This window comes from uncultured Tenacibaculum sp., from assembly GCF_947498805.1.
GTDB lineage: Bacteria > Bacteroidota > Bacteroidia > Flavobacteriales > Flavobacteriaceae > Polaribacter.
The window spans coordinates 268,969-292,983 of the sequence record NZ_CANMLT010000005.1 but is presented as its reverse complement, the minus strand read 5'-3'; the positions used below and the strand labels follow the sequence as shown (position 1 = coordinate 292,983).

The window sequence follows — 24,015 nt, the reverse complement described above, 5'->3', positions numbered from 1 at the left end:
GTATTTCTTATTCAAAATCATACACTGTGGTATGAATTTGATGTGTTATTAGTTCTTTTGTAATTAGGGGTTCTATTTTATCCCAAGTTCCACCAGCTAAGCCACAGCCAATTCTTGGCATATGTACCGAAGCATTTAATTCTTTTGCTTTCTGACTAACTTTCTGTAATCCTTCTTGAATTGCTTTATATCGAATAGGAGGATTTCCTTGTTCATCTTTCCTAACTTTATGTTGACCAATTACATTGGCAATCCATAGCTCTTTTTCAACTCGTACAAATTGAATAGCTCCTAACTCAAAACCATCTTGAGAAGCATACCAATTGCGATATTCTTGTTCTGGAGCTTTCCATCGTTTAGAAAGTGCCATAACAAACCCTTTTCCCCAACCGCCAATATCATTGCAAATATGTACGATAATTTTATTACCGTTTGCTTTGGGTTGCGTGGCATCTCCTTTTATATATTGTATGTTATTCATGATCTAATAACTTTTTATAAATATTGTAATTTTCCGCATCAAAGCAAACAAAGTTTACTTCTTGAACGACAGGGAAACTTTTAATAGTTTTTATAACTATTTCAGCAGCTACTTGCTTAGGAAAACGATAAATACCAGTGCTAATGCATGGAAAAGCAATAGAATTTAAATTATTTTCTTTAGCAAGTAACATACTGTTTTGATAACAGTTGGCTAATAATTCTTTTTCTTTTTCAGCGTTTTTCCCACCATTGTATACGGGACCAACTGTATGAATTACATGTTTTGCAGGTAGTTTACCAGCAGTTGTTATAACTGCTGCTCCTGTTTTACATTTCCCTTGTTTGTTTCTAATATGTCTGCATTCTTCTAAAATAGCAGAACCACCTGCTTTATGTATAGCACCATCAACACCACTACCTCCTAATAAACTTGAGTTTGCTGCATTCACAATAGCGTCTGCTTTAATTTTAGTGATGTCTCCTTGTAGTACTTTAATTATCATAACGATATTTTTTTGCAAATTGCTCGCTTAATTCAAAAATGTCATTTTTCCTTGCTAAACAATCAATCCAATCATTTGGAATATTGTCTAATCCATAATGCATTCCTGCAATAGCACCGACTACAGTAGCTGTTGTATCTGTGTCATCACCTAAATTAACAGCTTTTAAAACAGCTTCACTATAACTAGAAGTATTTAATAAACACCATAAAGAGGCTTCTAAAGTATACATTACATAACCTCCTGAACTAATTTCTTCTTCTTTTAAGTTTTTTAAATCTAGTTGTAAAACTTTTTTAAAATGTTTTTGTTCATATGCTGATATCTTCCTTTCTTCAAAGAATGCTAAAACATCTTGAACCATATTTTTATGAGAGTCCTCAATAGAACTACCTTGTAATATGTATTCTGCAAGTTTTAAATAAATCAAACATGCAATGGCTGATCGAATATGTGGATGAGTCAAAGAGGAAACATGCCATATAATATCAAATTGTTCAATAATATCCTTGTCTTTGATATAGAATAGCAAAGGAATTATTCTCATTAAAGAGCCATTACCATTTGTGTATTCATCACCAGAGTATTTTAGAAGCTCTAGGTCTTTGTATTCTTTTTTGTTAAGTATACCTATTAATTGATAGATAGCACTTCTAGTTTGTATTCCAATATCAAAAACAGATCCATGAGGAGTCCAAATTTGTCCTCTCATCCATTGTACAAACTTTTGAGAGATATCCACTAAATCATAGTCCTTACATAAGCTGTCGGCTAAACAAAAAGTTAAGGAACTATCATCAGACCAAGTACCTTGGGGTTGATGATGTGTTCCAAAGGCTCTCATATCTGTTACTGGATTATTTTTTAATGCTGCTCTGCTCATGAATTCTACAGGAACCCCTAGGGCATCAGCAACAGCTAGTCCAATAAATGTGGATGTGATTGTATTTTTTTTCATAGTTATTACTTTCAAGCATTAATCTCTTATCTAATTTTTATCAAAAGTATCGGTAAAGGCATCTATAAAAATTGTTTTCTTTGAGTAAATAGCAAAGACAACATCTTTAAAAGTTCCTTTAAATTTGGTATTTAATTGTTCATTAAATAGTTGAGCAATGGTGCTAGGATCGTTTTGAAATACTCCACATCCCCATGCACCAAGTATAAGTGTATCATAGTTTCTATCAACACAAATAGAAAGCATTTTTTCAATTCTCTTACTCATAATTTGAGGTACTTGTGAGACTAAATCAGCTTCTCTAGATTTTACTACTCCAAGGTTTACTGCTGGAGATGTGATGAAATTGCATAAAACACTATTTTCTAAAAGGTTTCCATCAGCGCTTCTAAATACTGGGACATCTGGACTCAAAATCATGTCATCTGAATAAATACCAGATTTCATATTTCTATGCTTCGTATAAAAGTCAAAAACACTATTCTGTGTTACGTATAATGCAGAAGAAGATGCTAGACTTTCTTCTTGTGCTAAAGAGCCATTTAAAAAACCTCCTCCGGGATTTTTAGCAGAAGCGAAATTTAGACACATAATTTTTCTGCCTTCTATTTTACTCAATCGTATAATACAGCTGATAGAATCTTCATTGGTAATGGAGATATTTGTATTAAAATTTGAGTCAGTTTTTATTTTTTGTGTCAAATTCTCTAGTTCTTCCGATTTGAAATACTTTGTGTTTTTTACAGCTTTTTCAATTTCATTTTTTATATCAACTTCGGTACGGTCTTTTGATAAGTACCAGCCTTTTTCAAGAATTGAAACTGTTTCTTCTGCTTGTGTTTTTCTTTGTGCTCTGTTCATAGTCATTCTTTTAATATTTCTTTCAATTTTATTTGTACGCAACTTTTATGTTCAATAGTTTTAAAACTATCTGTTGTAAATATTTTTGTAAAAACTTTTTCCAGCTCTTCAAATCCTCGACTAAAAATACCATGACTCACGGCTAGGTATAAATTGCCTGCATTTTTTGCTTTTAATTCTATTGCGAGTCCTAAAAAAGTACCTCCACCATCACATATATCATCTACAATTAAGCAATCTTTGCCTTGTAAATCATCTGTATATACTTTAAACCCTGTAAGCGCACCCGTTTTTACATCTCTACTTTTTGAGCCTTCTACGACTTGATATTCTTGCAAATGAGCAGCTACTTTATATATTTTCTTTAAAGCACCTCCGTCAGGAGAGATTAATATAAGGTCTTTAGAAAGCTGTTGGGTTACATGTTCAATGAACTTGTAATTATCAATTACCTTACAATTGTTCAATAATGCAGGAGTAACTTCTGAATGTGGATCAAAAATGCTAACTGACTCATAATTTTGACTGTTAATAAGATTAGCATATACTTTTACCGATAAAGCTTCTCCAGTGACCATTAATCTATCTTGGCGAGCAGCTGGAAAATAGGGAAGTACTAAATGTAATTTTCGAACTCCCATATTTCTTAAAGCATCGGTTGCTAACAATAGTATTCCTACATCATTAAATGATTGAATACGATGAGTAATGATTACTTCTTCAATATTTTCTAATGCAGATATGATTTTAATATGCGGTTCTCCTCCCGAAAAAGTAAAAGCTTTATAGGTTATCGTATTCTCTGTTCCGTATGGAGTAAACTCTGTATCTAAATTTAAAATCATATTGCGTAATTTTAACGCAAAAATAAAAAAGTTTTATAGATAGCAAAAGAGTTTTGTGTTTTTTTTACGCAAACTTTATTTCGAAGTGAAATCCTTCTTTTTCAAGCTCTTTGTATTTCTTAGCGTTGAACTTAAAAAGTTTTGCAGGTCTTCCACTAGAAGGTTGGTGAATCTTATTTGTTTCTGTAAGTATTCCAAAACTTAGAATTTTTTTTCTAAAGTTTCTTCGGTCTATTTTTCTATTAAGAATCGTTTGGTATAAGTTTTCTAAATCTGAAAAAGGAAATTCTTTTTTTAGCAGTTCAAAACCGATAGGTTGGTAGTTGATTTTACTCTTAAGCCTTTCTAAAGCAGTATTTAAAATTAGATCATGATCAAAAGCTAATTCAGGAAGTTGGTCAATAGAAAACCATTGTACATCATCGGCATCGGTATCTGCACTAATTTTAAAATGATTTGGACTTACCAATCCAAAATAAGTAACCGAGACTACACGATTTCTTGGGTCTCTCCCAGGAGTTCCAAAAGTGTATAGCTGCTCTAAATAATCTATCGTAACTCCTGTTTCTTCCTGTAATTCTCTTTGTACCGCATCTTCTAGTGATTCATTTTCTAAAACTAATCCACCAGGCAATGCCCAAGTTCCTTTATAAGGTTCAACCCCTCTTTTAATTAATAATACAGAGAGTTCTTTTTGTTCATAACCAAAAACAACAGCATCTACAGCAACTTTTATATTTTGTGGTATCTTCATTTAGTGTTGAGTTTACACAAAAATACTAAAGTTTACTTTTTTCGAATAAATTAATTAAGGTTTCTTCGACCAATAATCCATTGGTTTATATAATAGCAGTATTCATCCCATGGCATCTCCTCAATATCTTCTTTATTAAGTTCATTTTCATGAGCAATTTGATAGAAGTCACCATTGAATTCATTGTACAGACGCCAAATTTTATTCGCACTATCTATTTGTTCGTTTTTAATTTTACGAAGCCAATTTCTAAGTTTTCGAATAGCAGCTTCCGGTGAGTTTCTATGAATTTCAATATCATTCCCCGATAAATCTGAGATAGCTCTTTGATAACGATAGCGTTCTTTATCTAGAATTAATAAGTATTTATAGCGCATTTTTTCTTCTCCAAAGACCTTACAGCCTATATCCATTCCTAATTCGAAGGGCATGTTAAATCGCGCTAATTGATTTTTTTGAGTAGATTCCATTCGAGATAAATCGTGAATACTGTATTGTGCTTGTTGAATCAAGCTTTGAATTCCTGAAACGCGTGACTCTGCAGAATTTACAGTTTCAGATAATAAAGGGTTTAAGCCTAAATATACTGCACTAAATACTACTGCTTTAAGTATTGGTTTGTATTCGTTATCGAAAGGACAATTAATGAAGAGGTTGTTTTCGAAAGCCATAAAATATTATCCAGCAAATTGAACCTTATCTACAGACCCGTCAATTTTGTGTATTACTAATGCTTCTGCATGTTGTAATTGAATAATTTTCTTTCCTTTTAATATGGCACTTCTTCTTGTAGAGTGTTGCGAAATAACTTTTTCGGTTCTTTCTTTAAAAACTACCCATTGTCCTCTACGAGGCATTACATGTAGTTTTTCTCCAGTAGAACCAGCTTTCCTAAACTTAGTACTTAAGTCTTCTTTTCTGTTATTTGCTTTTTCAGTAACCATAATATCAAAGATACAAAATCAACGAGTTAACTGCAATTTTTATTCCAAATTTAATTTCCATTATCGTCCAAACGAAGTTCTTTCCATTTGTATTTGCCTTTGTTAACAATCGATTGAAATTCTGTATGAATTTTAGAAATATATTCTGGATCGTTTTTTTCTTCTTTGGTAGCAAGTTTTGTTTTTAATTCTAGCTCTTTTAATCGATCTCGGGTATCTCCATAAATAACCCATAGTTCTTTATAACTATAAAATCCATCCCAAGCCGCAAAGATGGTACTCATGGCACTAAAAAAAAGTGTTAGGATTTTTATAGTAGTTTTAAAGTTAGGGAAATCATCTCCTACAGCTACCAAAAAAGTGATTAAGGCTGAAGAGATGGCAATACTAATATATATTCTAAATGATTTTTTTTTGTTGTTCTTAGTTCGGTAAGAAGTAAGTTCAATCATTTTTGCTATTTCTGCTTGCAAAATATCAAAGCGAGTGGGGGTGTTTTCCATAGTTTGGTTAATTGTTTCCCAAACATACTTGAAAAAAGTTTTAATTACAAACTTTGCAATCTTCTTTGTCTTGAACTTCACCTACTAATTTACCATCTTCGTTTAATACAAATCCGCAACAATCCATAAAGCCCTTTGCAATCAATTTACGGGCGCGTTGTATTTGAGATTTTGTAGTTGGTAAACTTTGATTGAGTTGATTCGCAACCTCTTGTTGCTTTAACCCTTTAATGTCTGAAAGGAATAAAGGGTCTCTATATTTTTTAGGTAGACTTTCTAAAATACCTCGTAAACAATCTTGTTCGGTGTGCTTATGTGCTTCTATCTTTGTCTCCGTTTCGAAATTTGCCAATTCAAAAGTTTGATTGGTGCTTTTGAAATAATCCATGATAGAATTTCTAGCAATGGTAAAAATCCAAGGTTTTAGTTTGGTAATATCTTTAAGGGTATGGAGCTTAGTGTGTACTTTTATAAAGGTATCTTGTAATACATCTTCGGTAATATCTTTATCCTTCACTTTACTTAATATAAAGTATCTGATATCATCTGCATATTTTGTCCAAACCTGTTGTGTAGTCATATTATAAATTTACAAAAAATGTTTTATTGAGTGGTTTTAAAAATGTATCGAAGCATAGATGCCTCGATACATTTTCTGTTATTTAATTCTAATTTGAATTAAACGAGTAGTTAACAAATGAATTCATTAACAATTGCAATTATTGCAGGTGCAGTTTTCACAAGTACAACTGTTACAGTTTCCATTTTTACATCCTTCACAATTGCAAGTGCATTGATTTTTATATGTCATGATATTGTAATTTAAATATTTCATATAGTAGACTTTGTAATCTTTAAAAAGATGCATAAAAGTTTAAAAATATTTTTGAAGTTCTTTTCGAATAGGAATTGGTTTGATAGGAGAGATGTTAGTACCACCAGTATTCCCTTTTGGTACCCAGATATTAGTGAAGATTAAGGAAGCTAAAATTCTAGTAATTTGTCCGAGAATTTCTTTAAAATTTTTTGATTGAATTCCGTGTAGTAGCATCCAGTAATGAGAAACTGTATGTCGGCACCAATGTTTTTGCCCAAGAATATGAGCGTTTTCAAAATGATAAAATGACACTTTAAAACGTTTGTTTTTAAGTGCCATTTTACCCAATGTTAGTTGTTCTTTAAATGCTTGCTTTCGTAATTGTTGTGTCATGATTTTTATAATCAGACATCAAAAAAGCAAAAAAGATGCATATAGTTAGTTAACTTTTTCTCCATTAACATAGGTTTCTAAAACCTTTGTATGTGGAATCTTTTTTTCATCAGCAGTCATAATATCATTTTCTAAAATGATAAAATCAGCTACTTTTCCAATTTCAATACTTCCTTTTTCAGTTTCTTCAAAATTGGCATAAGCATTCCAGATAGTCATTCCTTTTAAGGTATTCTCTCTAGATAAGGCATTGTTCATTTGATATCCATTTTCTGGATATCCTTTTAAATCTTTACGGATACTTGCTGCGTAAAAAGTATATAAAGGACTTACGTGTTCAATTGGGAAATCTGTTCCTAAAGCAACTTTTCCGTATTGCTTAAGTAAGTCGTTATAAGCATAGGCTCCTTTGATTCTTTCAGCTCCAACACGTTCTTCTGCCCAATACATATCTGAAGTAGCATGTGTTGGTTGTATAGAGGGTAATACATTTTTAAAGAAATGAAAGTCTTTTAAATCTACTACTTGTGCATGTTCTATTCTCCAACGACGGTCTTTTTTGTTTTTTAAGACCTCGTCATATGTTTTTAGCATTACATAATTTGCTGAATCACCTATGGCATGTGTATTCATTTGATATTCTGAATTTGCAATTCGTTGTGCTAAGTTTTGTAGATCATTATAAGAATTCACCAATGCTCCAAAGTGTCCCTTTTTATCTGAATATTCATCTTTTAAGGTAGCACCACGTGAACCTAAAGCTCCATCTGAATATACTTTTACAGAGCGTACATGCAGACGATCGGTTTTTATAACTCCTTTGTTTAAATAATAATCAAGGTTTTCTTTATTGTTGGAAATCATGGCGTAGATACGCATTTTTAAATCTCCTGTTTGTTGAAGGCTATCTACTAACTCAATAACTTGTTTGTCTAAACCAGCATCATCAACCGTAGTTAATCCTAAATCGAAACATATTTTCTGAGCATCTTTTAATGCCTGAATTTGTTCTCTTTTAGATGGTTTAGGTACTTTGATGAAGTTCATTGCATTGTCAATTAAAACTCCGGTTAGTTTACCATCTTTTTGAATAAATTCTCCACCATCAATTTTTGATTCCGTAGAAATTCCTGCTAAGTCAATTGCTTTTTGATTTACAAGCATGGCGTGTCCGTCAATTCTACGAATGGCTACAGGTGTATTAGGGAAGACACTGTCTAATTTTTCTTTGGTAGGAAATTCTTTTACCTCCCAATCATTTTGATCCCATCCACGTCCTGTAATAAAAGTGGTGTTTTTTTCTTTTTGGAAAGTTACCAAACGCTGTAATACATCTTCATAGCTTTTGGTACCTACCAAGTTTACTTTTTGTTGTTGTAAGCCCAATCCGTAAAAATGACAATGACCATCAATAAATCCTGGATATACAGCATTGTTTTGGGCGTCTACCGTTTTTAAAGTAGCGTATTTATTTTGAATTTCTTCATTCGTACCAACTGCTATAAATTTACCATTTTTAACAGCAAAACTTTCTGCTTTGTCAAAGTTGTTGTTTACGGTGTATGCATTGGCATTAATAACAATAAGATCTGCTTTTTCTTGTTGTTTGCATGAGAATAAAAGACCTATTGAAACTAAGGGGATGAATATTTTTTTCATTTAGCTTGGTTCGTTTTTGTTTTTAAGGTTTTAAAGTTTCGTTATTGTATAGGTATTTGTCCATTAAATACACGATACTAGCCATTGAAGCACTTCCTAATTCTAACTCTCTTTTGTTTACTTTGTCAAAAGTATCAGTAGCGGCATGATGGTAATCAAAATAGCGTTGAGAGTCTGGTCGGTATCCTACTAAAGTAACATGGTCATCTTTTAATGGACCTATATCAGCACCACTACCTCCAGCTGTAATATCATGTAAGCCATAAGGTGCTAACAATTTTCTCCAACTTTGTAAAAGAGTTCTATTTTTTTCATTTGCATCAATAGAAAATCCTCTAGGTGTATGTCCTCCAGCATCAGATTCAAGTGCACCAATGTGTAATTCACCATTTTCTTTTGCCAATCGAGCATATTCTGTAGCTCCTCTTAGACCGTTTTCTTCATTCATAAAGAATACAATACGAATAGTATTTTTAGGCTGAATGTTATTTTTCTTTAATAAATAGGCTACTTCTAATGATTGTACAATTCCAGTACCATCATCATGGGCTCCATCACCTAAATCCCAAGAATCTAAATGACCACCAATCACCATAATTTTATCTGGATTGGTACTTCCTTTAATTTCTCCTACGACATTATGAGAAGGTGCATCTGGTAAGGTTTCACAACTTTGTTTGAAATAGAATTTTAATGTTGGGTTTTCCTTTAAGTGCTTGCTTAAATTTTCTGCTGCTCTAGAACTAATTGCTGCTGCAGGAATGTATTCTGATTTTGGAATTTCTCCATATCCCATAGAACCTGTATGAGGATAATCATCAAGACCATTGGTCATGGAACGAACAATCATACCCTTTGCTCCAAATTTACCAACCGTTGCAGCTCCTGCAAAACGTTGTCCAACACAACCTCCATAGGCTCTAAAAGTGTTGATTAATGTATTGTCAAAAGCACCGTTAAAGAATACGATTTTACCTTTTGCTTTTTCTCCTAGAGTTTTAGCTTCTTCAAGGCTTTTTACTTCAATAATTTCAGCAGTAATTCCACTTGAAGGTGTGGCTATAGAGCCTCCTAAAGCACAAATAGGAACATTAATTTTTTCTCCATTAAATTCGTAATTCGCAACTTCTTTTTCTCCACGTACCCAATGAGGAACCATTACAGGTTGTAACCAAACAGAATCTAATCCAACCTCTTTCATTAATTGTTCTCCCCAAATAACGGATTTAGCAGCTCCTTCTGAACCAGATAATCGACTTCCAATGTTTTGTGTTAAGTCTCTTAACCATTCATAGGATTTTCCTTGGGTTAATGCAGTATTGAAGATTTCCTTTATTTGTACTGAATCTTGTTGGTATTCAGCATTAGAAATAGGAGTTTTTGAAGTTTCCTTTTGTTCTGTTTTACAAGAAAACATAAGGAAACTAAGACATATAAATGCAAGTGTTTTTTTCATTAGAGAAATTTATTTGGATATAAAACTACAAAATAGAATTAAGAATTTTTGTGAATGGCAGTTTTATATCTTTTTAATTCCTGAATTACTTTAGGTGCTAATAGAATTAATCCTATCATATTTGGGACCATCATTGAAAATACCATCGCATCTGAAAAGTCGATTACTGCATTTAACGTAGCAGCAGCTCCAATAACGGTAAATACGCAAAAGATGATTTTGTAAATGTTTCCAGTTCTTTTTTCTCTTCCAAAAAGGTATGACCATGCTTGGTAGCCATAATAAGACCACGATATCATTGATGAAAAAGCAAATAAAATAACAGCAATTGTAAGTACATAAGGAAACCAAGAAATACCACTTTCTAAGGCTTTTGAGGTTAAAATGGCTCCTTGTTCAAAAGAAACTTCATTACCAGCAGTTATTTGTCCTGTAATAATTAAAGCTAATGCAGTCATGGTACAAACAACTACAGTATCGATAAAAGGTTCAAGTAATGCTACTAGACCTTCACTTGCGGCATAGTTTGTTTTTACAGCGGCGTGGGCAATTGACGAAGAACCGATACCCGCTTCATTAGAAAATGCTCCTCTACGAAATCCTTGAATCATTACACCAATTATTCCTCCTGCAATTCCCGTAGGGTTAAATGCTCCTTGTATAATTTCGTTGATAGCATTGGGTATTTGTGTGTAATTCATTACGAGAATGGTAACGACGGCAAGTATGTAAACGACTACCATTATAGGAACTACTTTATCAGTTACTTTGGCTATTTTTTTAATTCCTCCAATAATTACAATACCAGCAAAAATTGCCATGATAAGTCCAAATAACCATCCTTTTCCATAGATAAAACTTTGTTCACCGCCTGTTACATATTCAAATAGTTTAAAGGCTTGATTAACTTGAAACATATTTCCTCCTCCAAATGATCCACCAACACACATGATGGCAAATAGAATAGAAAGTCCTTTTCCAATTTTACTGAATCCAATTTCTTTTAGACCATTTTTTAAATAGTACATAGGTCCGCCAAAAACGGTTCCGTCTGCTTCAATTTCTCGGTATTTAACTCCTAAAGTACATTCAACAAATTTTGAGGCCATACCTAAAAGTCCTACAACAATCATCCAAAAGGTAGCACCAGCACCTCCAATAGACAATGCAATAGCAACACCAGCAATGTTTCCTAATCCAACCGTAGCAGAAAGGGCGGCGGTTAATGCTTGGAAGTGCGAAACTTCTCCTTCTCCTTCAACTTTAATAGTTTCAGGAATATCACTTTTGTTTTCAGGTTTGTCTACAGCATCGTATTTACCTCGTACTACATTAATGGCTGTTGTAAATCCACTGAAATTGATTCCTTTAAAATAGATAGAGAAATAGGTTGCGCCACCTACAAGAATGATAAGCACCCAAGGAATTGAAATATTATCGGTAATTGGAATTTGATATAAGATGGTATCGGTAAACCAACTAGTAGCATTGTGAAAGGATTGATTGATTTTTTGATCTACTGTTTGTTGATTTTCTTGTGCATTAATTGAAAATGACAAGAAAACGATAAAGAATGAGATAAACCGTTTCATTATTTAATTTTTAAAATTGATGGATGCTAAATTGCTTACAATCAATTGTAAATGAAAGGTTACGTAGTGATGATTTTTTTTAATTTTTGTAATTAAGTATATGGTTAAGTATATCGTTTAATCACATTGAATGGTAGCAAATTTTAGTAAGTCGTTGTTGATGGCGTAGGTAATTAATTGTTCTTTACCGCCAGAACCAGAAATGTTTAATACTTTTTTAATTTGATAAATATGTGCTTGAAATCCGTCTACACTAATATTCATTGCTTCGGCAATTTCAGTATAGGATTTTTTAGCGCCACAAACACCAAGGTTTGCCAAAACTTCTTTTTGACGATCTGATAATTCAACTTTTGAAGATTTTTTAAGTTTTTTATATTTCTTTTTCTGTTGTTGAATTTCTGATTTTAAATGTTTAATCGTGTCTAAATGACTTTCGTTAGCTATTAACAAAGTTTCTTTGTCTTTTTCTAGCTTGTCTTTTCGCTCTTTTATTTTGATGAATTCAGATTGTTGTTCTTCTTTTTCTGCTAACAATTTCCAGCTGTATAACAAAATTGTAAACAACAGAATAAAAAGAAATTTAAATGAAAGAGCTGTCACTATACCAAGTATATTCCATGTGTTTAGGTTGATCCAATTGGGTAAGTTTTCTGTAGGAATAATTCGATGTGTAACTGCTATGACTATTAAAACAAATAGGGCAAAGGTTGGGAGATACATAAACTGCATGCCTCTATTTTTAAAAGCTTTATTTAGTTCTTGTAATAAAGCAAAAGCTACTACAAGAGAAAAAGGAATGTCTATTAACCAAATAACATTGTTACTTGAGTTTTCTTGATATCCACTGTAAAATGAAATTAAAAAAACAGAGGCAATCATGAATAGAATTCCTCCAAAAATTACAAATACTTCTTTGTTAGAAAATCGCTCAATAATTCTAATGACTAAGTTTCTTTTTTCATAATGTTTTATAGAAGGAATAGACATTAGAATAAAGACAGAATTGAGGAGTGAAAATAGTACTCCTAAGCTAACAATGATTTTGTGTTGGCTATGAATACCTAACACAGATATTAGAAGAATATTTATAAAAGCACCCAATCCCCAAGAAAAAATAGCTAAAGAAAACCATTGGATTCCTTCGACCGATTGAGTATCGGTACTTCTATTTTTTTCTTTCACATATATTCGTTGAATTACAAAAGCTGTAACCAAACAAACAATTGCTGTAATATAATTAGATACTAATACAAACATTCTTCGAATGTAAGATTTTTCTGCTAACTTTAGAAAAGTGTATCAAACTTCCACGTTAAACCTCCCATGGCTTGAAATCCTTGTACGTTGAAGTTTGTGTATTGCTGATAACTGTTGTTTAATACGTTTTTTAAGTTTAAGAATACAGAAAAAGAGTCGCTGAAATGATACCCTCCATTAAAGTTAACATCAATATAGCTTTTTAGATTCACTACATTGGTCGTAGTTGCTGGAAGTAGGTCATATTGAATTCCTTTTCGTTCTCCAACAAAAAAGATGTTACTTCCTGCATACCATTTGTCTAATTTATAGGTTCCAAAAAACTCTGCTCTAATCTTTGGTGTATTCCATGCGTGTGCTATGTTCGCTAGTTTGAAATTATTAAACTCAAGATTAGCACCTAGGCTTACTTTTTTATCTAATTCAAAGGCAGCTTCAGCAAAAACAGTAGTTCTCTTCATATTATCATAAACTACATTGAAAGAATTTCCGTATTCATAACCAAAGAAGGTAAATCCATTTCCACCAGCACTATTAGTACCATTAGATTTTGAAGGATTTAACAAGAAAAAAGGATTGTTTTCAATATCAGCATAACTTGCTTTTACCTTATAGCTAAATTGTGAATTAAATCTTCCTCTTACTCCAGCGAAAGCATTGTACTTTTCATTGGTTGGTGCTATAGTAAGGGTAGGGGAAACATATTGATTCTCCTGAGATAATTTTTTATAGGTGTTGTTTTCTAAGCCTCCCGTAGCTCCAATGAATACATTAGCAAAATCTTTTACAACAGGGTAAGAAATTTCTACGTCTGGATAAACAAAGAATTTGTTGGTGCTGTTTTGAGTATCCATAGAAAAATAACCTTTTGCACCTATTTGAATTAAAAAGTCGTGCATTAAGAACTTGTATTTAGGAAGTAATCCGGCTGTTAAAAATCCATGTTTTAAACTAGTAATATTACTTAGTGGGTCATTTATATAAGTACTCGCAAATTCACCTCCAAAATAATTAAGATATACCCCTAAATTTAAATCGTTTAATTGCCTGTGAATTCTGTCTAAAGGAAATTCTAAATTTCCTAAAGCTTCAAATTCAAATTCACTACTACTTAAACCATCCGACATAAAGTTTACGTTTCCGTTGATGTTTTTAATAAATGACTCATCGAAATCAATTTTACCAAAAGCTTGGTAATAATTATAAACTTGTTCTTCCTCTATGTTTTCTATAGTTGCAATTGTATAAGGTATATTTCCTGGTAAACCGTACCAGTTATATTTGCTTCGTTCAGCATCTAACCCCGCTTTCCAAGTATAATAGCGTTCTTTTTGTTCGTAAAAAAGGTTAATATTTATGTTGTAGAATGTACTACTTAGCTGCGTATTTGCAACAGGGTCTGAGTTTAATAAAAATCGTAAACTTCCTCCTAGCTCACTGTTGTAATACTCACTTTGTCTAACATAAATCTCAGCAAAAGGCGCAATGTTATTTCCCATTCCAATAGAAGCGTAGTTAGGGTATAAGCGTTCTCTTTTGCCTAAGTCTATTTTTTTCATTGTTCCTCGTTGAGGAATAAATGTAGAGGCTACAGGAACTGAGAATATTTTATAGTCTAAAGCTTTTCTCTCTGTTTCTTTAGTGTGCTTTATAGTAGGCTTTTGTTTTATTTTAAAGGCATCGGTAATTTTAGGAACATAAGAAGTAACTACGTTTACGACTTCTGTTTTTATAATTGTATCCTTTGCTTTTTCTGTGTTTGTTTTTTCTTGCGCATTTGCTATCGCAACAGCAAATACTAAAAGTAACCCTAAATGCTTTTTCATTAGTTTCATCTTACGTTTGTTAATCACAAATTTTAGTTTTGGGTAGTTACTGATTCGTTTGTTTTTGCTTCTTTATTCTTAATTGTACTTAGTTCGTTTTTAGCTTCTTCAACTAAGTCTCTGTATTGCGTAAAGTTTTTAACAATGTTTTCTAAGATATACGTTGCTTGGTATGCATCTTTTAAAGCGTAATAATTCTTAGCCATAATGATATAACTTTTTACACCCCAATATTTATAGGAAGAATAATTGGCGATTAAACCTTGAATTGCTTTATTTGATAATTCATATTCTTTTTCATCATTTAAAAAGAAAGCATTGTAATAAAGTGTTTCAGCTTTTAAAGCTCCTGTAGCTTTTTTGTCAACTTCACTGAAAAAGTCTCTGGCAGTTTCATAATCATCTGTTTCAAAGGAAGCACGTGCTATGATTATTTTTGCGTCTTCTATTATTTTGGTGTCTATTTTTCCATTACTTAAAACTTTCTCAGCATAAGAAATTGCATTTTCGTAGTCCTTTTTGTTGTAATGTCCTTTCATCAAATTACTTTGAGCAAAAATGATATTTTGTGGGTAGTTAGCGTCATTTTCTAGTTTAGCCAATACCGTCATACCATTATCCCAATCTTCTTTTTCAAGATAAATATTAGCAAGTTTTGTAAGTGCTTCTTCTGTAAACTCACTTTTCTCTTGATTCATTACATACGTGTAATGTGGAATTGCATTGTCAAATTGATTGGTGTTATTGTATGCTTGCGCTAAATAAAAATGAGCTTTTAAAGCATGAATTCCATTTGGAAAACGATTTAAATATTTATTAAATCCTTCAATCGCTCTTGTGTTATTGTTTTCTAAAAATTTGTTTTCAGCAGATTGATAGCTCGCATTGTCTAAATCGGCATCTGATACGTTCACAAATTTTACGTTTTTTACCCAGTCAGCATATTCATCAACTTTACCAATATCTATATATACGTTTCTAACATTGGTTACAGCTTGTTTAGCCTCATTTGAATTTGGGTGCTTAGCTACAATCTCTTTAAATTTAGTAAGTGCTTTAGTGTTACTATTGTTGTTGTAGTATAAAAGTCCTTGACGCAATAATACCGATGGTACATAATTACTTCTTGGATGTTTGGCTAATAATCTTTCGTAGGTGTTTTGTGCTTTAGTTTGATTATTACTACTAGTATAGGTAGCAGCTAATTGGAATAAAGCATCGTCTTGTAATTGTGACTCGGTATAGTCATTTACAAGCGTGTTTAAGTTTTTAATTTTTAAATCACCATTCCCCATAAAACCATTACTCATTGCAATTTGATATTGGGCATAATCAGAACCTACGCCTCCTTGCTGAATAATATTATCATAAGAGCTAATAGCTTTTGAGTATTCTTTAGTAGCATAATATGAATCTCCAAGTCTATTTCCTGCATCATCATTTAAATCGTTATTGTCAATTTTAGCGTCTAAGAATTGTTGAAAGTGTTTTGCTGCATCCTCATATCTTTTTAATTTGAAGTAGGTGTAAGCAATATTATAATCTAACATTTTTCTTTCTTCAATTTCATTATTGGTGAACAATAAATACTCTTGTAAAGCTTCATCATAGTTTCCTTGTAAATAATTAGTTTCAGCTAGCCAATACCTAGCTTTATTATTTACTTCACTGGAAGAAGATTTTGTAGCAGCTTCAAAATAAGGTTTAGCTTCATTTAACTTTTGATTGTTAAATAATTGAATTCCTCTGTATAAAGAAACTTCGCTAATTAATTCTTCATTCTCTGGCGATTTGTTTTCGTTTAAATAAGAAAGAGCTCCTGTATAGTCTTGTTGGTGTAAATATGAAGTTATTAATAGTTCTTTAATTTCTGCAGTATTTACTGATGTAGGGTACTTTGCTAAGTAATTTTTTAAAACATCTGGAACACTTTCATAAGGGTTTCCTTGCTCGTAACTTAGTTTAGCGTAGTTTAAAAAAGCACTTTCATTAATTTGAGGATCAAAATCCATCTCACTAGCATTTTTAAAAGCGTTTAAAGCTTCTACTTTTTTATCTAGTTCTAAATAACATTCTCCAAGATGGTAGTATGCATTTTGAGCTACTTTATTGGTTCCTCCAATAATTTTATTAAAAGTACTAATGGCTTTTTCGTAGTCCTTTTGTTTATAGTAAGCATACCCTAAGTAGTAATAATCTGTATTGGTCCATTTTCCTTTTTTTCCTTTGTAGGCCTTTAAATAAGGAATGGCTTTTTCATATTGTTTTAAATTGAAATAGCTTTCTCCAATGATTTTTGAAATTTGAGGAATTTGTTTTCTATCCTTGGTGGTTTCTAATAATTTTTCTCCAATCTGAACCGATTTATCAAACCTTCCTGCTTTAAAACTAATATCTAAAATATAGTAGTTAGCCTTTGCTTGATAAGTAGCATCGTTAGCTAATTGACTCAGATTGTCTTCCGCTTCACCAAAATTTTCTTGTTTGTAAGCTACATATCCGTAGTAATAACGAGCATCATTCCCATAAATAGGATTTCCTAATAAGGTTTTAAAACGAGCTTTAGCATCTTTTAAATAGTTAGAGACTAATAGTGCATATCCCATTTTATAATTCAACTCATCTTTTTCTTCTTGCGTAAGTAATTTTTCATTTACTTTTTGATACCATTTTAAGGAATGAGAAGCTTTTCTGTTAGCGAAATAATGATTACCAACGTTTAAATAGGCTTTTTCTTTTTTATTGTGATACGGATAGTTCTCTACAAAGTCAATTACTTTATCATCTGCATAGTCTTGATTTAACTTAATAGCACTCATTGCATCGTAGTAGTCTGCATCTGCTTTTAAGTTATTTGCATCTTGTGATTCTGAAGATACTTTTTGAAAAAGTTGCTGCGCTGCAGCATAAGATTTATTATTGTATAATTCTTTAGCCTTGTGAAAATCAGAAGACTCAGATACATGTAAAGCAGTTTTTTGTGCAAAAAAAGATGTTGTAAACCCTAAAAAAAGTAAAGACAGATAGCCTTTTTTGAAATAAATGATTCTCATATTTTTAGTTATCTAGAAACTATAACGTATGTTTTTTAATTTTGTTGGAGGGATTTTATCAAAAGTAATAAATGTTATAGAATTACGTAATAAAATTTTAGATTTGTAAAAACAATATTTTAACTATGGAGCAACCTGTTTTACACTTAGAAAATGCTGATATCTATCAGTTGGATAATTTAGTGTTATCAAAAGTAAATTTCACATTGAATAAAGGTGATTTTTATTACCTAATTGGGAAAACAGGAAGTGGGAAAAGTAGTTTGCTAAAAACGCTTTATGGAGATCTTCGTTTAAAGCGTGGTTTGGGTAGTATTGTAGGCTTTGATTTAAAGAAGATGAAAGAAAAAGACATTCCTTTTTTAAGAAGAAAGTTAGGAATCGTTTTTCAAGATTTTAAATTATTAAATGACAGAAATGTATTTGAGAATTTAGAGTTTGTATTGAAAGCTACGGGTTGGAAGGATAAAACTGAAATGAAAGATAAGATTTATGAGGTTTTAGATAAGGTTGGAATGAAAGAGAAATATTACAAGAAGACCTTCGAGCTTTCAGGAGGAGAGCAACAGAGAGTTGCTATTGCAAGAGCCTTATTAAATGATCCTGAGTTGATTTTAGCAGATGAGCCTACTGGAAATTTAGACCCAAAAACTTCTTTAGAGGTGATGGAGCTTTTAAATGAAATTCATAAAAGTGGAAAAACCATTTTAATGGCTACGCACGATTATCAATTAATCGTAAAGTTTAAGCAAAAAACGGTTAAATGTGAAGGCGGAGAATTGTTTGAAGTAGTACAGCAAGCTACCGCATAAAATAATAAACCCACTCCAAGAAATGAAGTGGGAAAATTGCTATGAAAAACTATGAAAAAGAAACTCTACTATTGTTTCTTCCAATTAATAGACGATTGATTGTCTAAAGTCTTACAGTTACTGAATGTATTTAACATTTTTTTATAAAAAAAACCTGAGCGAAACTCAGGTTTTAGTATAATTGTTAATGAATTTAACTTAGAAAGTTAAAGCTTCATTGTTTTTCTTAACAGCTTCTGCAGAAGAAGTTAATTGAGCTTTTTCGTCTTCACTTAAGTTGATTTCAACTATTTTCTCAATACCATTTCTTCCTAAAACTACAGGAACACCAATACATAAATCAGATAATCCGTACTCTCCTTCTAATAAAGCAGAACAAGGGTAGATTTTCTTTTGGTCACAAGCAATAGCTTGAACTAAACCTGATACAGCAGCACCTGGAGCATACCAAGCAGAAGTACCTAATAATCCAGTTAATGTAGCACCACCAACTTTAGTGTCTTGCTTCACTTGGTCTAATCTTTCTTCAGATAAGAATTCAGATACAGGAACAGAATTACGAGTAGCTAAACGAGTCAAAGGAACCATTCCTTTATCTGAGTGCCCACCGATTACCATACCATCAACATCTGAAATAGGAGCTTCTAAAGCTTCTGCTAATCTATATTTGAAACGCGCAGAATCTAACGCACCTCCCATACCAATAATTCTATGCTTTGGTAAGTTTGTTGCTTTGTGTACTAAATAAGTCATTGTATCCATTGGATTAGAAACCACAATGATAATAGTGTTAGGAGAATGCTCAATTAAACTAGCTGATACAGACTTTACAATACCTGCATTGATTCCCATTAACTCATCACGAGACATACCTGGCTTACGTGCAATTCCTGAAGTAATTACACAAATATCAGAACCGGCAGTTTTAGAATAGTCACCAGTAGTACCTACTATTTTAGTGTCAAATCCATTTAAAGAAGCTGTTTGCATTAAATCCATAGCTTTACCTTCGGCAAAACCTTCTTTAATGTCTACTAAAACAACTTCAGAAGCAAAATCTTTGATAGCAATGTATTCAGCACAACTAGCACCTACTGCACCTGCTCCTACAACTGTTACTTTCATTTTATATATTTTTTATTGAAAATTATTAATAAGATGCACAAAAATAGCGATTTGACTATGGATAAAAAAAGAAAGTCCATTGAAATTTCAATGGACTTTACAGAAGGTGTTTTTATGATTTTGTCATCATCTTAGTGTATTCTAAAACATACTCACTAAAATAACGCCACTTTAAGCTGTCTTTAGGATATTTCTTAACGAACTCTTCGCAGTCACCAAATAAACTTTCGTATCTTACATCAAGTTCTTTCTTACGCATCCAGAAAATTTTCCCATTTTTCTTTATGTAATAAGATTTAGCTAAGCCACCAGCTACATTTAAACCAAACATACCTAACTTAGTAGTTTCTTTAGCAAAAGGGTCTCCAAAAACTTGAATGTATTTGCTAAACGTAGGGTTGATTAATTGCATTAAATACTCTTTCTCTCTTTTTTTGTTCTTAAGAGATACTTTTTGATTTTTAAAGTAGATGTATCCTTGCTTAATGATATCGCTCTCTAAATCTGATCTTTCCCATTGTCTTACATCATGAATGTGTCTCCAAGACTTTGAAAATTTTTCAATACCGCCTGGGTACAAATACATTTCTTTAATTTCGTCAGAATCTAACTTGTGCTTTTTCTTCGTTCCTTCTTCTTTTAATTTGATGTAATAAATCTGACCTTTTTTTCTGTCTACATCTTTTTTGTAACCTTCAATTCGTTTACCATCTTTTAAAATTACAACAGATAACTTATTCCCAGAATAAGAATTGTAAACTTTGTCAAATAGGTTTTTTCCTTTTAAAGCTTCATTGTCTTTTTCTTGTCCATGAAATACCGCAGTTACCATAAGTAAAAGGGCTAATAGTTTTTCTTTCATAAATTACGTTTTTAATAATTGAAGCCCGAAAATAAAAAATAAAAGGAGCTTACTGAAATAGTTAGCTCCTTTTTATTAAGATTTTTTTAACAATTAAATATTATCTGAAACTAAATGCCATTCCCGCATTTAACGTGTTTTGTTCTTGTAATGTATAACTTCCAAATATTTTAAAGAATCCTAGACTTAATCTAGCTCCAGCGGTAGCGTTAAATCCTCCGGCACTATTATTTATTGATAAAGGATTTGATACGGTTTCTTGAACTTGTACTGATGGAGTTGTGTTTGTTTGATAGGTTAAGGTGTAGTCTCCTAACATATCTAAATTGGTAGTACCTCCATTGTAACCAACACCTCCGTAAAAATTAATAATCGGTAAGTTCAATGAAGCAATAGCTTGTATTGTATATGAATTTAGTTTGAATTCTGCTGAACCATTGGTTGTAGCAACTTGTCCAGAAACATTTCCAATTTCATAATCAACAGTCATATTTGTGTATGCTGCTAATAAAGAAATGTGTAAAGGAGTTTTGTCCATTGGCCCGAACCAATCCGTAATTTCTTTTTTAATACCAATACCAAATAATCCTGCTTTTACATCATCTGTACCTACTTTAGGAACAAAACGAGCCATAGCTTCAAATTTAAAAGGAAGTCCTATTCCTACTTGAACCATTGGTGCTGGTGTAATGTTTAGTGATTCTCCTGTTGGCATTCCGAAGTTTGCAGAAACATTTTGACCTGCAACCGTACTATTAAATGTAACTGTAGTTGCTGGTACATTTTCTTCAGCAGAAATGGTTGGAGAAGTATTATTTGTAAAAGTAGTGTTGCTCGACAACCCTAATTTTGTTAAATCAAAAATATCGTCTTTTGAAGGAGCAAACGAACCACTGGCTCCGATAGTAATATCAAATCCAAGTTTTTTATGAACTTTTGCTGTGTGGTACCAACCACTGTTAGAACTATATATCAATCCTTTCATAACAGGGTTAATATATGCTTCGGTTAATTTAGCAGCATCATCTTTTGCTAATAGAATGGTTTCTAGTTCTTGTCCTTTTGCACTAAAGGCTAAAACGAACATCGTTATAAAGGAAAAAGTAATTTTTTTCATACTAGGGGTTTATTTTGTTTCACTCGGACAAATGTACTAAATAATAAATGTAAAAAAAGCTCAACTTGTTAAAGTTGAGCTTTTTGTTTGTTGTTGATTTATATGATGTTATGCATCGATATTTGCATATTTTGCATTTTTCTCAATAAACTCTCTACGAGGCGGTACATCGTCTCCCATTAACATAGAGAATACTCTGTCAGCTTCCGCTAAGTTATCAATTGTAACTTGACGAAGAGTTCTGAATTCAGGGTTCATAGTAGTGTCCCATAATTGTTCAGCATTCATCTCTCCAAGACCTTTATAACGTTGAATGTTGACACTTCCACCCATTTTTTGAGCAATTAAATCACGTTGGTTATCATCCCAAGCATACTCGCGCTTTTGTCCTTTTTTAACTAAATATAAAGGAGGAGTAGCAATGTATACATATCCTTGTTCTACCATTTCTCTCATATAACGGAAGAAGAAGGTTAAGATTAAGGTTGCAATGTGAGATCCATCTACATCGGCATCACACATAATAACTACTTTATGATAACGTAATTTTGTTAAGTTTAAAGCTCTTGGGTCTTCTTCTGTACCAATAGTAACTCCTAATGCTGTAAACATGTTTTTGATTTCTTCATTTTCAAAAACTTTATGTTGCATTGCTTTTTCAACATTTAAGATTTTACCTCTTAAAGGAAGTATAGCTTGGAAATTACGATCACGACCTTGTTTTGCAGTTCCACCTGCCGAGTCTCCCTCAACAAGGAATATTTCACAAGCTGCTGGATCTGTTTCAGAGCAATCAGATAATTTACCAGGTAAACCACCAATACTCATAACAGTTTTACGTTGCACCATTTCACGTGCTTTACGTGCCGCATGTCTTGCTTGTGCTGCTAAAATTACTTTTTGAACAATCGTCTTGGCATCGTTAGGATTTTCTTCTAAGTAATCTGTAAGCATTTCAGCAACGGCTTGCGATACTGCAGAAGTTACTTCACGGTTACCTAATTTCGTTTTTGTTTGTCCTTCGAATTGAGGTTCTGCTACTTTTACAGAAACAATTGCAGTTAATCCTTCACGGAAATCATCACCAGAAATATCAAACTTTACATTTTTTAATAATCCAGACTCATCTGCATATTTCTTTAAAGTATGTGTTAATCCTCTACGGAAACCAGATAAATGTGTACCTCCTTCATGTGTGTTGATGTTATTTACATATGAATGTAAATTTTCAGCATATGAAGTGTTGTAAACCATGGCAACCTCTACAGGAATTCCGTTTTTCTCACCTTCCATAGAGATTACTCCTGCGGTTAACTGCTCACGTGTACTATCTAAATACTTTACAAACTCAGATAGTCCTTCAGTACTATGAAAAGTTTCAGAAATAAAATTTCCTTCGTCGTCTTTGTTTCTTTTATCTGTTAAAGTAACTGTAATACCTTTGTTAAGGTATGCTAATTCACGCATACGAGTAGCTAGGGTATCATAGTTATATTCTATTGTTTGTTGGAAGATAGAAGTGTCTGGTAAAAAAGTAACTTCAGTTCCAGTAATATCAGTTTCTCCAACTGTTTTTACGGGATACATTGTTTTTCCACGTTCGTACTCTTGTTGCCAAATTTTTCCATCTCTATGTACTGTTGCTTTTAAATGATCAGAAAGTGCATTCACACAACTTACACCAACACCGTGTAAACCACCAGATACCTTATAAGAATCTTTATCGAATTTACCTCCAGCACCAATTTTGGTCATTACTACTTCAAGAGCAGAAACACCTTCTTTTTTATGAATTCCAACAGGAATACCACGTCCATTATCACGAACGGTAATAGAATTGTCTTCATTAATATCTACCGAAATAGCATCACAATGACCAGCTAAAGCTTCATCAATAGAGTTGTCAACTACTTCATAAACTAAGTGATGTAAACCACGCACACCAACATCACCAATATACATGGATGGACGCATACGAACATGCTCCATTCCTTCCAATGCCTGAATACTATCGGCGGAATAATTATGTTTTTTTTCTTCGCTCATAAAAAGTGAATTAAATTAAAATCATTTCATAAAAAAATCGCTCGAAAGCGACTTGTAATCTTTACAAATTTACAATTTTTAAGGTTTAAAATAAAGTTTTTAAGCAAAGTAATTATAATTTTATCAACAATTAGTTTTTGTAAAAA

The 24,015-nt window shown here is 32.3% G+C and carries 23 protein-coding genes; 2 read left to right on the top strand and 21 right to left on the bottom strand.

Annotation, left to right across the window (positions count from 1 at the left end; all coding sequences use genetic code 11):
* Positions 1-7: 7 nt before the first annotated feature.
* The 10 genes from Q0873_RS11950 to Q0873_RS11905 form a co-directional block, all read right to left on the bottom strand.
* Positions 8-481, bottom strand: a complete 474-nt coding sequence (locus tag Q0873_RS11950) for a macro domain-containing protein (protein WP_299107490.1) — start codon at positions 479-481, stop codon at positions 8-10.
* A complete protein-coding gene (locus Q0873_RS11945; protein WP_299107488.1) occupies positions 474-986 on the bottom strand; it encodes an O-acetyl-ADP-ribose deacetylase in 513 nt (170 codons plus the stop codon). The genes Q0873_RS11950 and Q0873_RS11945 overlap by 8 nt, the downstream gene beginning before the upstream one ends.
* Entirely contained in the window at positions 976-1,944 is a 969-nt protein-coding gene (locus Q0873_RS11940; RefSeq protein WP_299107486.1) for an ADP-ribosylglycohydrolase family protein, read from the bottom strand. The genes Q0873_RS11945 and Q0873_RS11940 overlap by 11 nt, the downstream gene beginning before the upstream one ends.
* A gap of 30 nt (positions 1,945-1,974) precedes the next feature.
* Complete coding sequence (locus tag Q0873_RS11935) at positions 1,975-2,805, bottom strand: TIGR02452 family protein (protein ID WP_299107484.1); 831 nt, start codon at positions 2,803-2,805, stop codon at positions 1,975-1,977.
* Between the two features lie 2 nt (positions 2,806-2,807).
* On the bottom strand, positions 2,808-3,650 hold the full coding sequence (gene prs / locus Q0873_RS11930; protein ID WP_299107482.1) for a ribose-phosphate diphosphokinase: 843 nt from the start codon (positions 3,648-3,650) through the stop codon (positions 2,808-2,810).
* 64 nt (positions 3,651-3,714) lie between these two features.
* Positions 3,715-4,404, bottom strand: a complete 690-nt coding sequence (locus tag Q0873_RS11925) for an NUDIX domain-containing protein (protein WP_299107480.1) — start codon at positions 4,402-4,404, stop codon at positions 3,715-3,717.
* 50 nt (positions 4,405-4,454) lie between these two features.
* The gene (locus Q0873_RS11920; protein ID WP_299107478.1) at positions 4,455-5,075 is read right to left on the bottom strand and encodes a hypothetical protein; all 621 of its coding nucleotides are present in this window, start codon (positions 5,073-5,075) and stop codon (positions 4,455-4,457) included.
* 6 nt (positions 5,076-5,081) lie between these two features.
* Entirely contained in the window at positions 5,082-5,348 is a 267-nt protein-coding gene (locus Q0873_RS11915) for a DUF2188 domain-containing protein (protein ID WP_299107476.1), read from the bottom strand.
* Between the two features lie 50 nt (positions 5,349-5,398).
* Positions 5,399-5,851, bottom strand: coding sequence for an SLATT domain-containing protein (locus Q0873_RS11910; RefSeq protein WP_299107474.1), 453 nt, complete (start codon positions 5,849-5,851; stop codon positions 5,399-5,401).
* Between the two features lie 40 nt (positions 5,852-5,891).
* Entirely contained in the window at positions 5,892-6,431 is a 540-nt protein-coding gene (locus Q0873_RS11905) for a sigma-70 family RNA polymerase sigma factor (RefSeq protein WP_299107472.1), read from the bottom strand.
* A 117-nt stretch (positions 6,432-6,548) separates the two neighbouring features.
* Between Q0873_RS11905 and Q0873_RS11900 the strand changes: the two genes are divergently transcribed.
* Positions 6,549-6,677 (top strand): hypothetical protein, encoded by a 129-nt coding sequence (locus Q0873_RS11900; protein ID WP_299107469.1) that lies wholly within the window; start codon positions 6,549-6,551, stop codon positions 6,675-6,677.
* Positions 6,678-6,725: 48 nt separating this feature from the next.
* Here Q0873_RS11900 and Q0873_RS11895 read toward each other — a convergent pair whose 3' ends face one another.
* From Q0873_RS11895 to Q0873_RS11865, 7 genes are all read right to left on the bottom strand, one after another.
* On the bottom strand, positions 6,726-7,061 hold the full coding sequence (locus Q0873_RS11895; protein WP_299107467.1) for a DUF3703 domain-containing protein: 336 nt from the start codon (positions 7,059-7,061) through the stop codon (positions 6,726-6,728).
* 45 nt (positions 7,062-7,106) lie between these two features.
* Positions 7,107-8,720: an amidohydrolase gene (locus tag Q0873_RS11890; protein WP_299107465.1), complete on the bottom strand. Its 1,614-nt coding sequence runs from the start codon at positions 8,718-8,720 to the stop codon at positions 7,107-7,109.
* 22 nt (positions 8,721-8,742) lie between these two features.
* Complete coding sequence (locus Q0873_RS11885; protein ID WP_299107463.1) at positions 8,743-10,176, bottom strand: M20/M25/M40 family metallo-hydrolase; 1,434 nt, start codon at positions 10,174-10,176, stop codon at positions 8,743-8,745.
* Positions 10,177-10,214: 38 nt separating this feature from the next.
* Complete coding sequence (locus Q0873_RS11880) at positions 10,215-11,768, bottom strand: alanine/glycine:cation symporter family protein (RefSeq protein ID WP_299107461.1); 1,554 nt, start codon at positions 11,766-11,768, stop codon at positions 10,215-10,217.
* Positions 11,769-11,885: 117 nt separating this feature from the next.
* Complete coding sequence (locus tag Q0873_RS11875; RefSeq protein ID WP_299107459.1) at positions 11,886-13,028, bottom strand: hypothetical protein; 1,143 nt, start codon at positions 13,026-13,028, stop codon at positions 11,886-11,888.
* Positions 13,029-13,057: 29 nt separating this feature from the next.
* Positions 13,058-14,854: a hypothetical protein gene (locus tag Q0873_RS11870; RefSeq protein ID WP_299107457.1), complete on the bottom strand. Its 1,797-nt coding sequence runs from the start codon at positions 14,852-14,854 to the stop codon at positions 13,058-13,060.
* A gap of 32 nt (positions 14,855-14,886) precedes the next feature.
* Positions 14,887-17,907 (bottom strand): tetratricopeptide repeat protein, encoded by a 3,021-nt coding sequence (locus Q0873_RS11865; RefSeq protein ID WP_299107455.1) that lies wholly within the window; start codon positions 17,905-17,907, stop codon positions 14,887-14,889.
* 125 nt (positions 17,908-18,032) lie between these two features.
* Between Q0873_RS11865 and Q0873_RS11860 the strand changes: the two genes are divergently transcribed.
* Entirely contained in the window at positions 18,033-18,719 is a 687-nt protein-coding gene (locus Q0873_RS11860) for an ATP-binding cassette domain-containing protein (RefSeq protein ID WP_299107453.1), read from the top strand.
* 198 nt (positions 18,720-18,917) lie between these two features.
* On the opposite strand, the gene mdh is transcribed toward Q0873_RS11860, so the two are convergent.
* The 4 genes from mdh to gyrB all read right to left on the bottom strand — a co-directional run bounded on the left by mdh (position 18,918) and on the right by gyrB (position 23,869).
* Positions 18,918-19,844, bottom strand: a complete 927-nt coding sequence (mdh, locus tag Q0873_RS11855) for a malate dehydrogenase (RefSeq protein ID WP_299107452.1) — start codon at positions 19,842-19,844, stop codon at positions 18,918-18,920.
* 112 nt (positions 19,845-19,956) lie between these two features.
* Positions 19,957-20,706, bottom strand: a complete 750-nt coding sequence (locus Q0873_RS11850; RefSeq protein ID WP_299107450.1) for a hypothetical protein — start codon at positions 20,704-20,706, stop codon at positions 19,957-19,959.
* A gap of 100 nt (positions 20,707-20,806) precedes the next feature.
* Positions 20,807-21,823 carry a DUF6588 family protein gene (locus Q0873_RS11845; protein WP_299107448.1) on the bottom strand — a complete coding sequence of 339 codons (1,017 nt, stop codon included), beginning with the start codon at positions 21,821-21,823 and terminating at the stop codon, positions 20,807-20,809.
* A 108-nt stretch (positions 21,824-21,931) separates the two neighbouring features.
* Entirely contained in the window at positions 21,932-23,869 is a 1,938-nt protein-coding gene (gene gyrB, locus Q0873_RS11840; RefSeq protein WP_299107446.1) for a DNA topoisomerase (ATP-hydrolyzing) subunit B, read from the bottom strand.
* Positions 23,870-24,015: the final 146 nt, after the last annotated feature.

Coding starts and splice junctions, on each gene's coding strand:
- Q0873_RS11920 (WP_299107478.1), bottom strand. CDS start 5,075: ATGGCTTTCGAAAACAACCTCTTCATTAATTGTCCTTTCGATAACGAA.
- Q0873_RS11845 (WP_299107448.1), bottom strand. CDS start 21,823: ATGAAAAAAATTACTTTTTCCTTTATAACGATGTTCGTTTTAGCCTTT.
- Q0873_RS11865 (WP_299107455.1), bottom strand. CDS start 17,907: ATGAGAATCATTTATTTCAAAAAAGGCTATCTGTCTTTACTTTTTTTA.
- Q0873_RS11875 (WP_299107459.1), bottom strand. CDS start 13,028: ATGTTTGTATTAGTATCTAATTATATTACAGCAATTGTTTGTTTGGTT.
- mdh (WP_299107452.1), bottom strand. CDS start 19,844: ATGAAAGTAACAGTTGTAGGAGCAGGTGCAGTAGGTGCTAGTTGTGCT.
- Q0873_RS11870 (WP_299107457.1), bottom strand. CDS start 14,854: ATGAAAAAGCATTTAGGGTTACTTTTAGTATTTGCTGTTGCGATAGCA.
- gyrB (WP_299107446.1), bottom strand. CDS start 23,869: ATGAGCGAAGAAAAAAAACATAATTATTCCGCCGATAGTATTCAGGCA.
- Q0873_RS11885 (WP_299107463.1), bottom strand. CDS start 10,176: ATGAAAAAAACACTTGCATTTATATGTCTTAGTTTCCTTATGTTTTCT.
- Q0873_RS11925 (WP_299107480.1), bottom strand. CDS start 4,404: ATGAAGATACCACAAAATATAAAAGTTGCTGTAGATGCTGTTGTTTTT.
- Q0873_RS11890 (WP_299107465.1), bottom strand. CDS start 8,720: ATGAAAAAAATATTCATCCCCTTAGTTTCAATAGGTCTTTTATTCTCA.
- prs (WP_299107482.1), bottom strand. CDS start 3,650: ATGATTTTAAATTTAGATACAGAGTTTACTCCATACGGAACAGAGAAT.
- Q0873_RS11935 (WP_299107484.1), bottom strand. CDS start 2,805: ATGAACAGAGCACAAAGAAAAACACAAGCAGAAGAAACAGTTTCAATT.
- Q0873_RS11850 (WP_299107450.1), bottom strand. CDS start 20,706: ATGAAAGAAAAACTATTAGCCCTTTTACTTATGGTAACTGCGGTATTT.
- Q0873_RS11860 (WP_299107453.1), top strand. CDS start 18,033: ATGGAGCAACCTGTTTTACACTTAGAAAATGCTGATATCTATCAGTTG.
- Q0873_RS11950 (WP_299107490.1), bottom strand. CDS start 481: ATGAATAACATACAATATATAAAAGGAGATGCCACGCAACCCAAAGCA.
- Q0873_RS11940 (WP_299107486.1), bottom strand. CDS start 1,944: ATGAAAAAAAATACAATCACATCCACATTTATTGGACTAGCTGTTGCT.
- Q0873_RS11880 (WP_299107461.1), bottom strand. CDS start 11,768: ATGAAACGGTTTATCTCATTCTTTATCGTTTTCTTGTCATTTTCAATT.
- Q0873_RS11895 (WP_299107467.1), bottom strand. CDS start 7,061: ATGACACAACAATTACGAAAGCAAGCATTTAAAGAACAACTAACATTG.
- Q0873_RS11900 (WP_299107469.1), top strand. CDS start 6,549: ATGAATTCATTAACAATTGCAATTATTGCAGGTGCAGTTTTCACAAGT.
- Q0873_RS11910 (WP_299107474.1), bottom strand. CDS start 5,851: ATGGAAAACACCCCCACTCGCTTTGATATTTTGCAAGCAGAAATAGCA.
- Q0873_RS11915 (WP_299107476.1), bottom strand. CDS start 5,348: ATGGTTACTGAAAAAGCAAATAACAGAAAAGAAGACTTAAGTACTAAG.
- Q0873_RS11945 (WP_299107488.1), bottom strand. CDS start 986: ATGATAATTAAAGTACTACAAGGAGACATCACTAAAATTAAAGCAGAC.
- Q0873_RS11905 (WP_299107472.1), bottom strand. CDS start 6,431: ATGACTACACAACAGGTTTGGACAAAATATGCAGATGATATCAGATAC.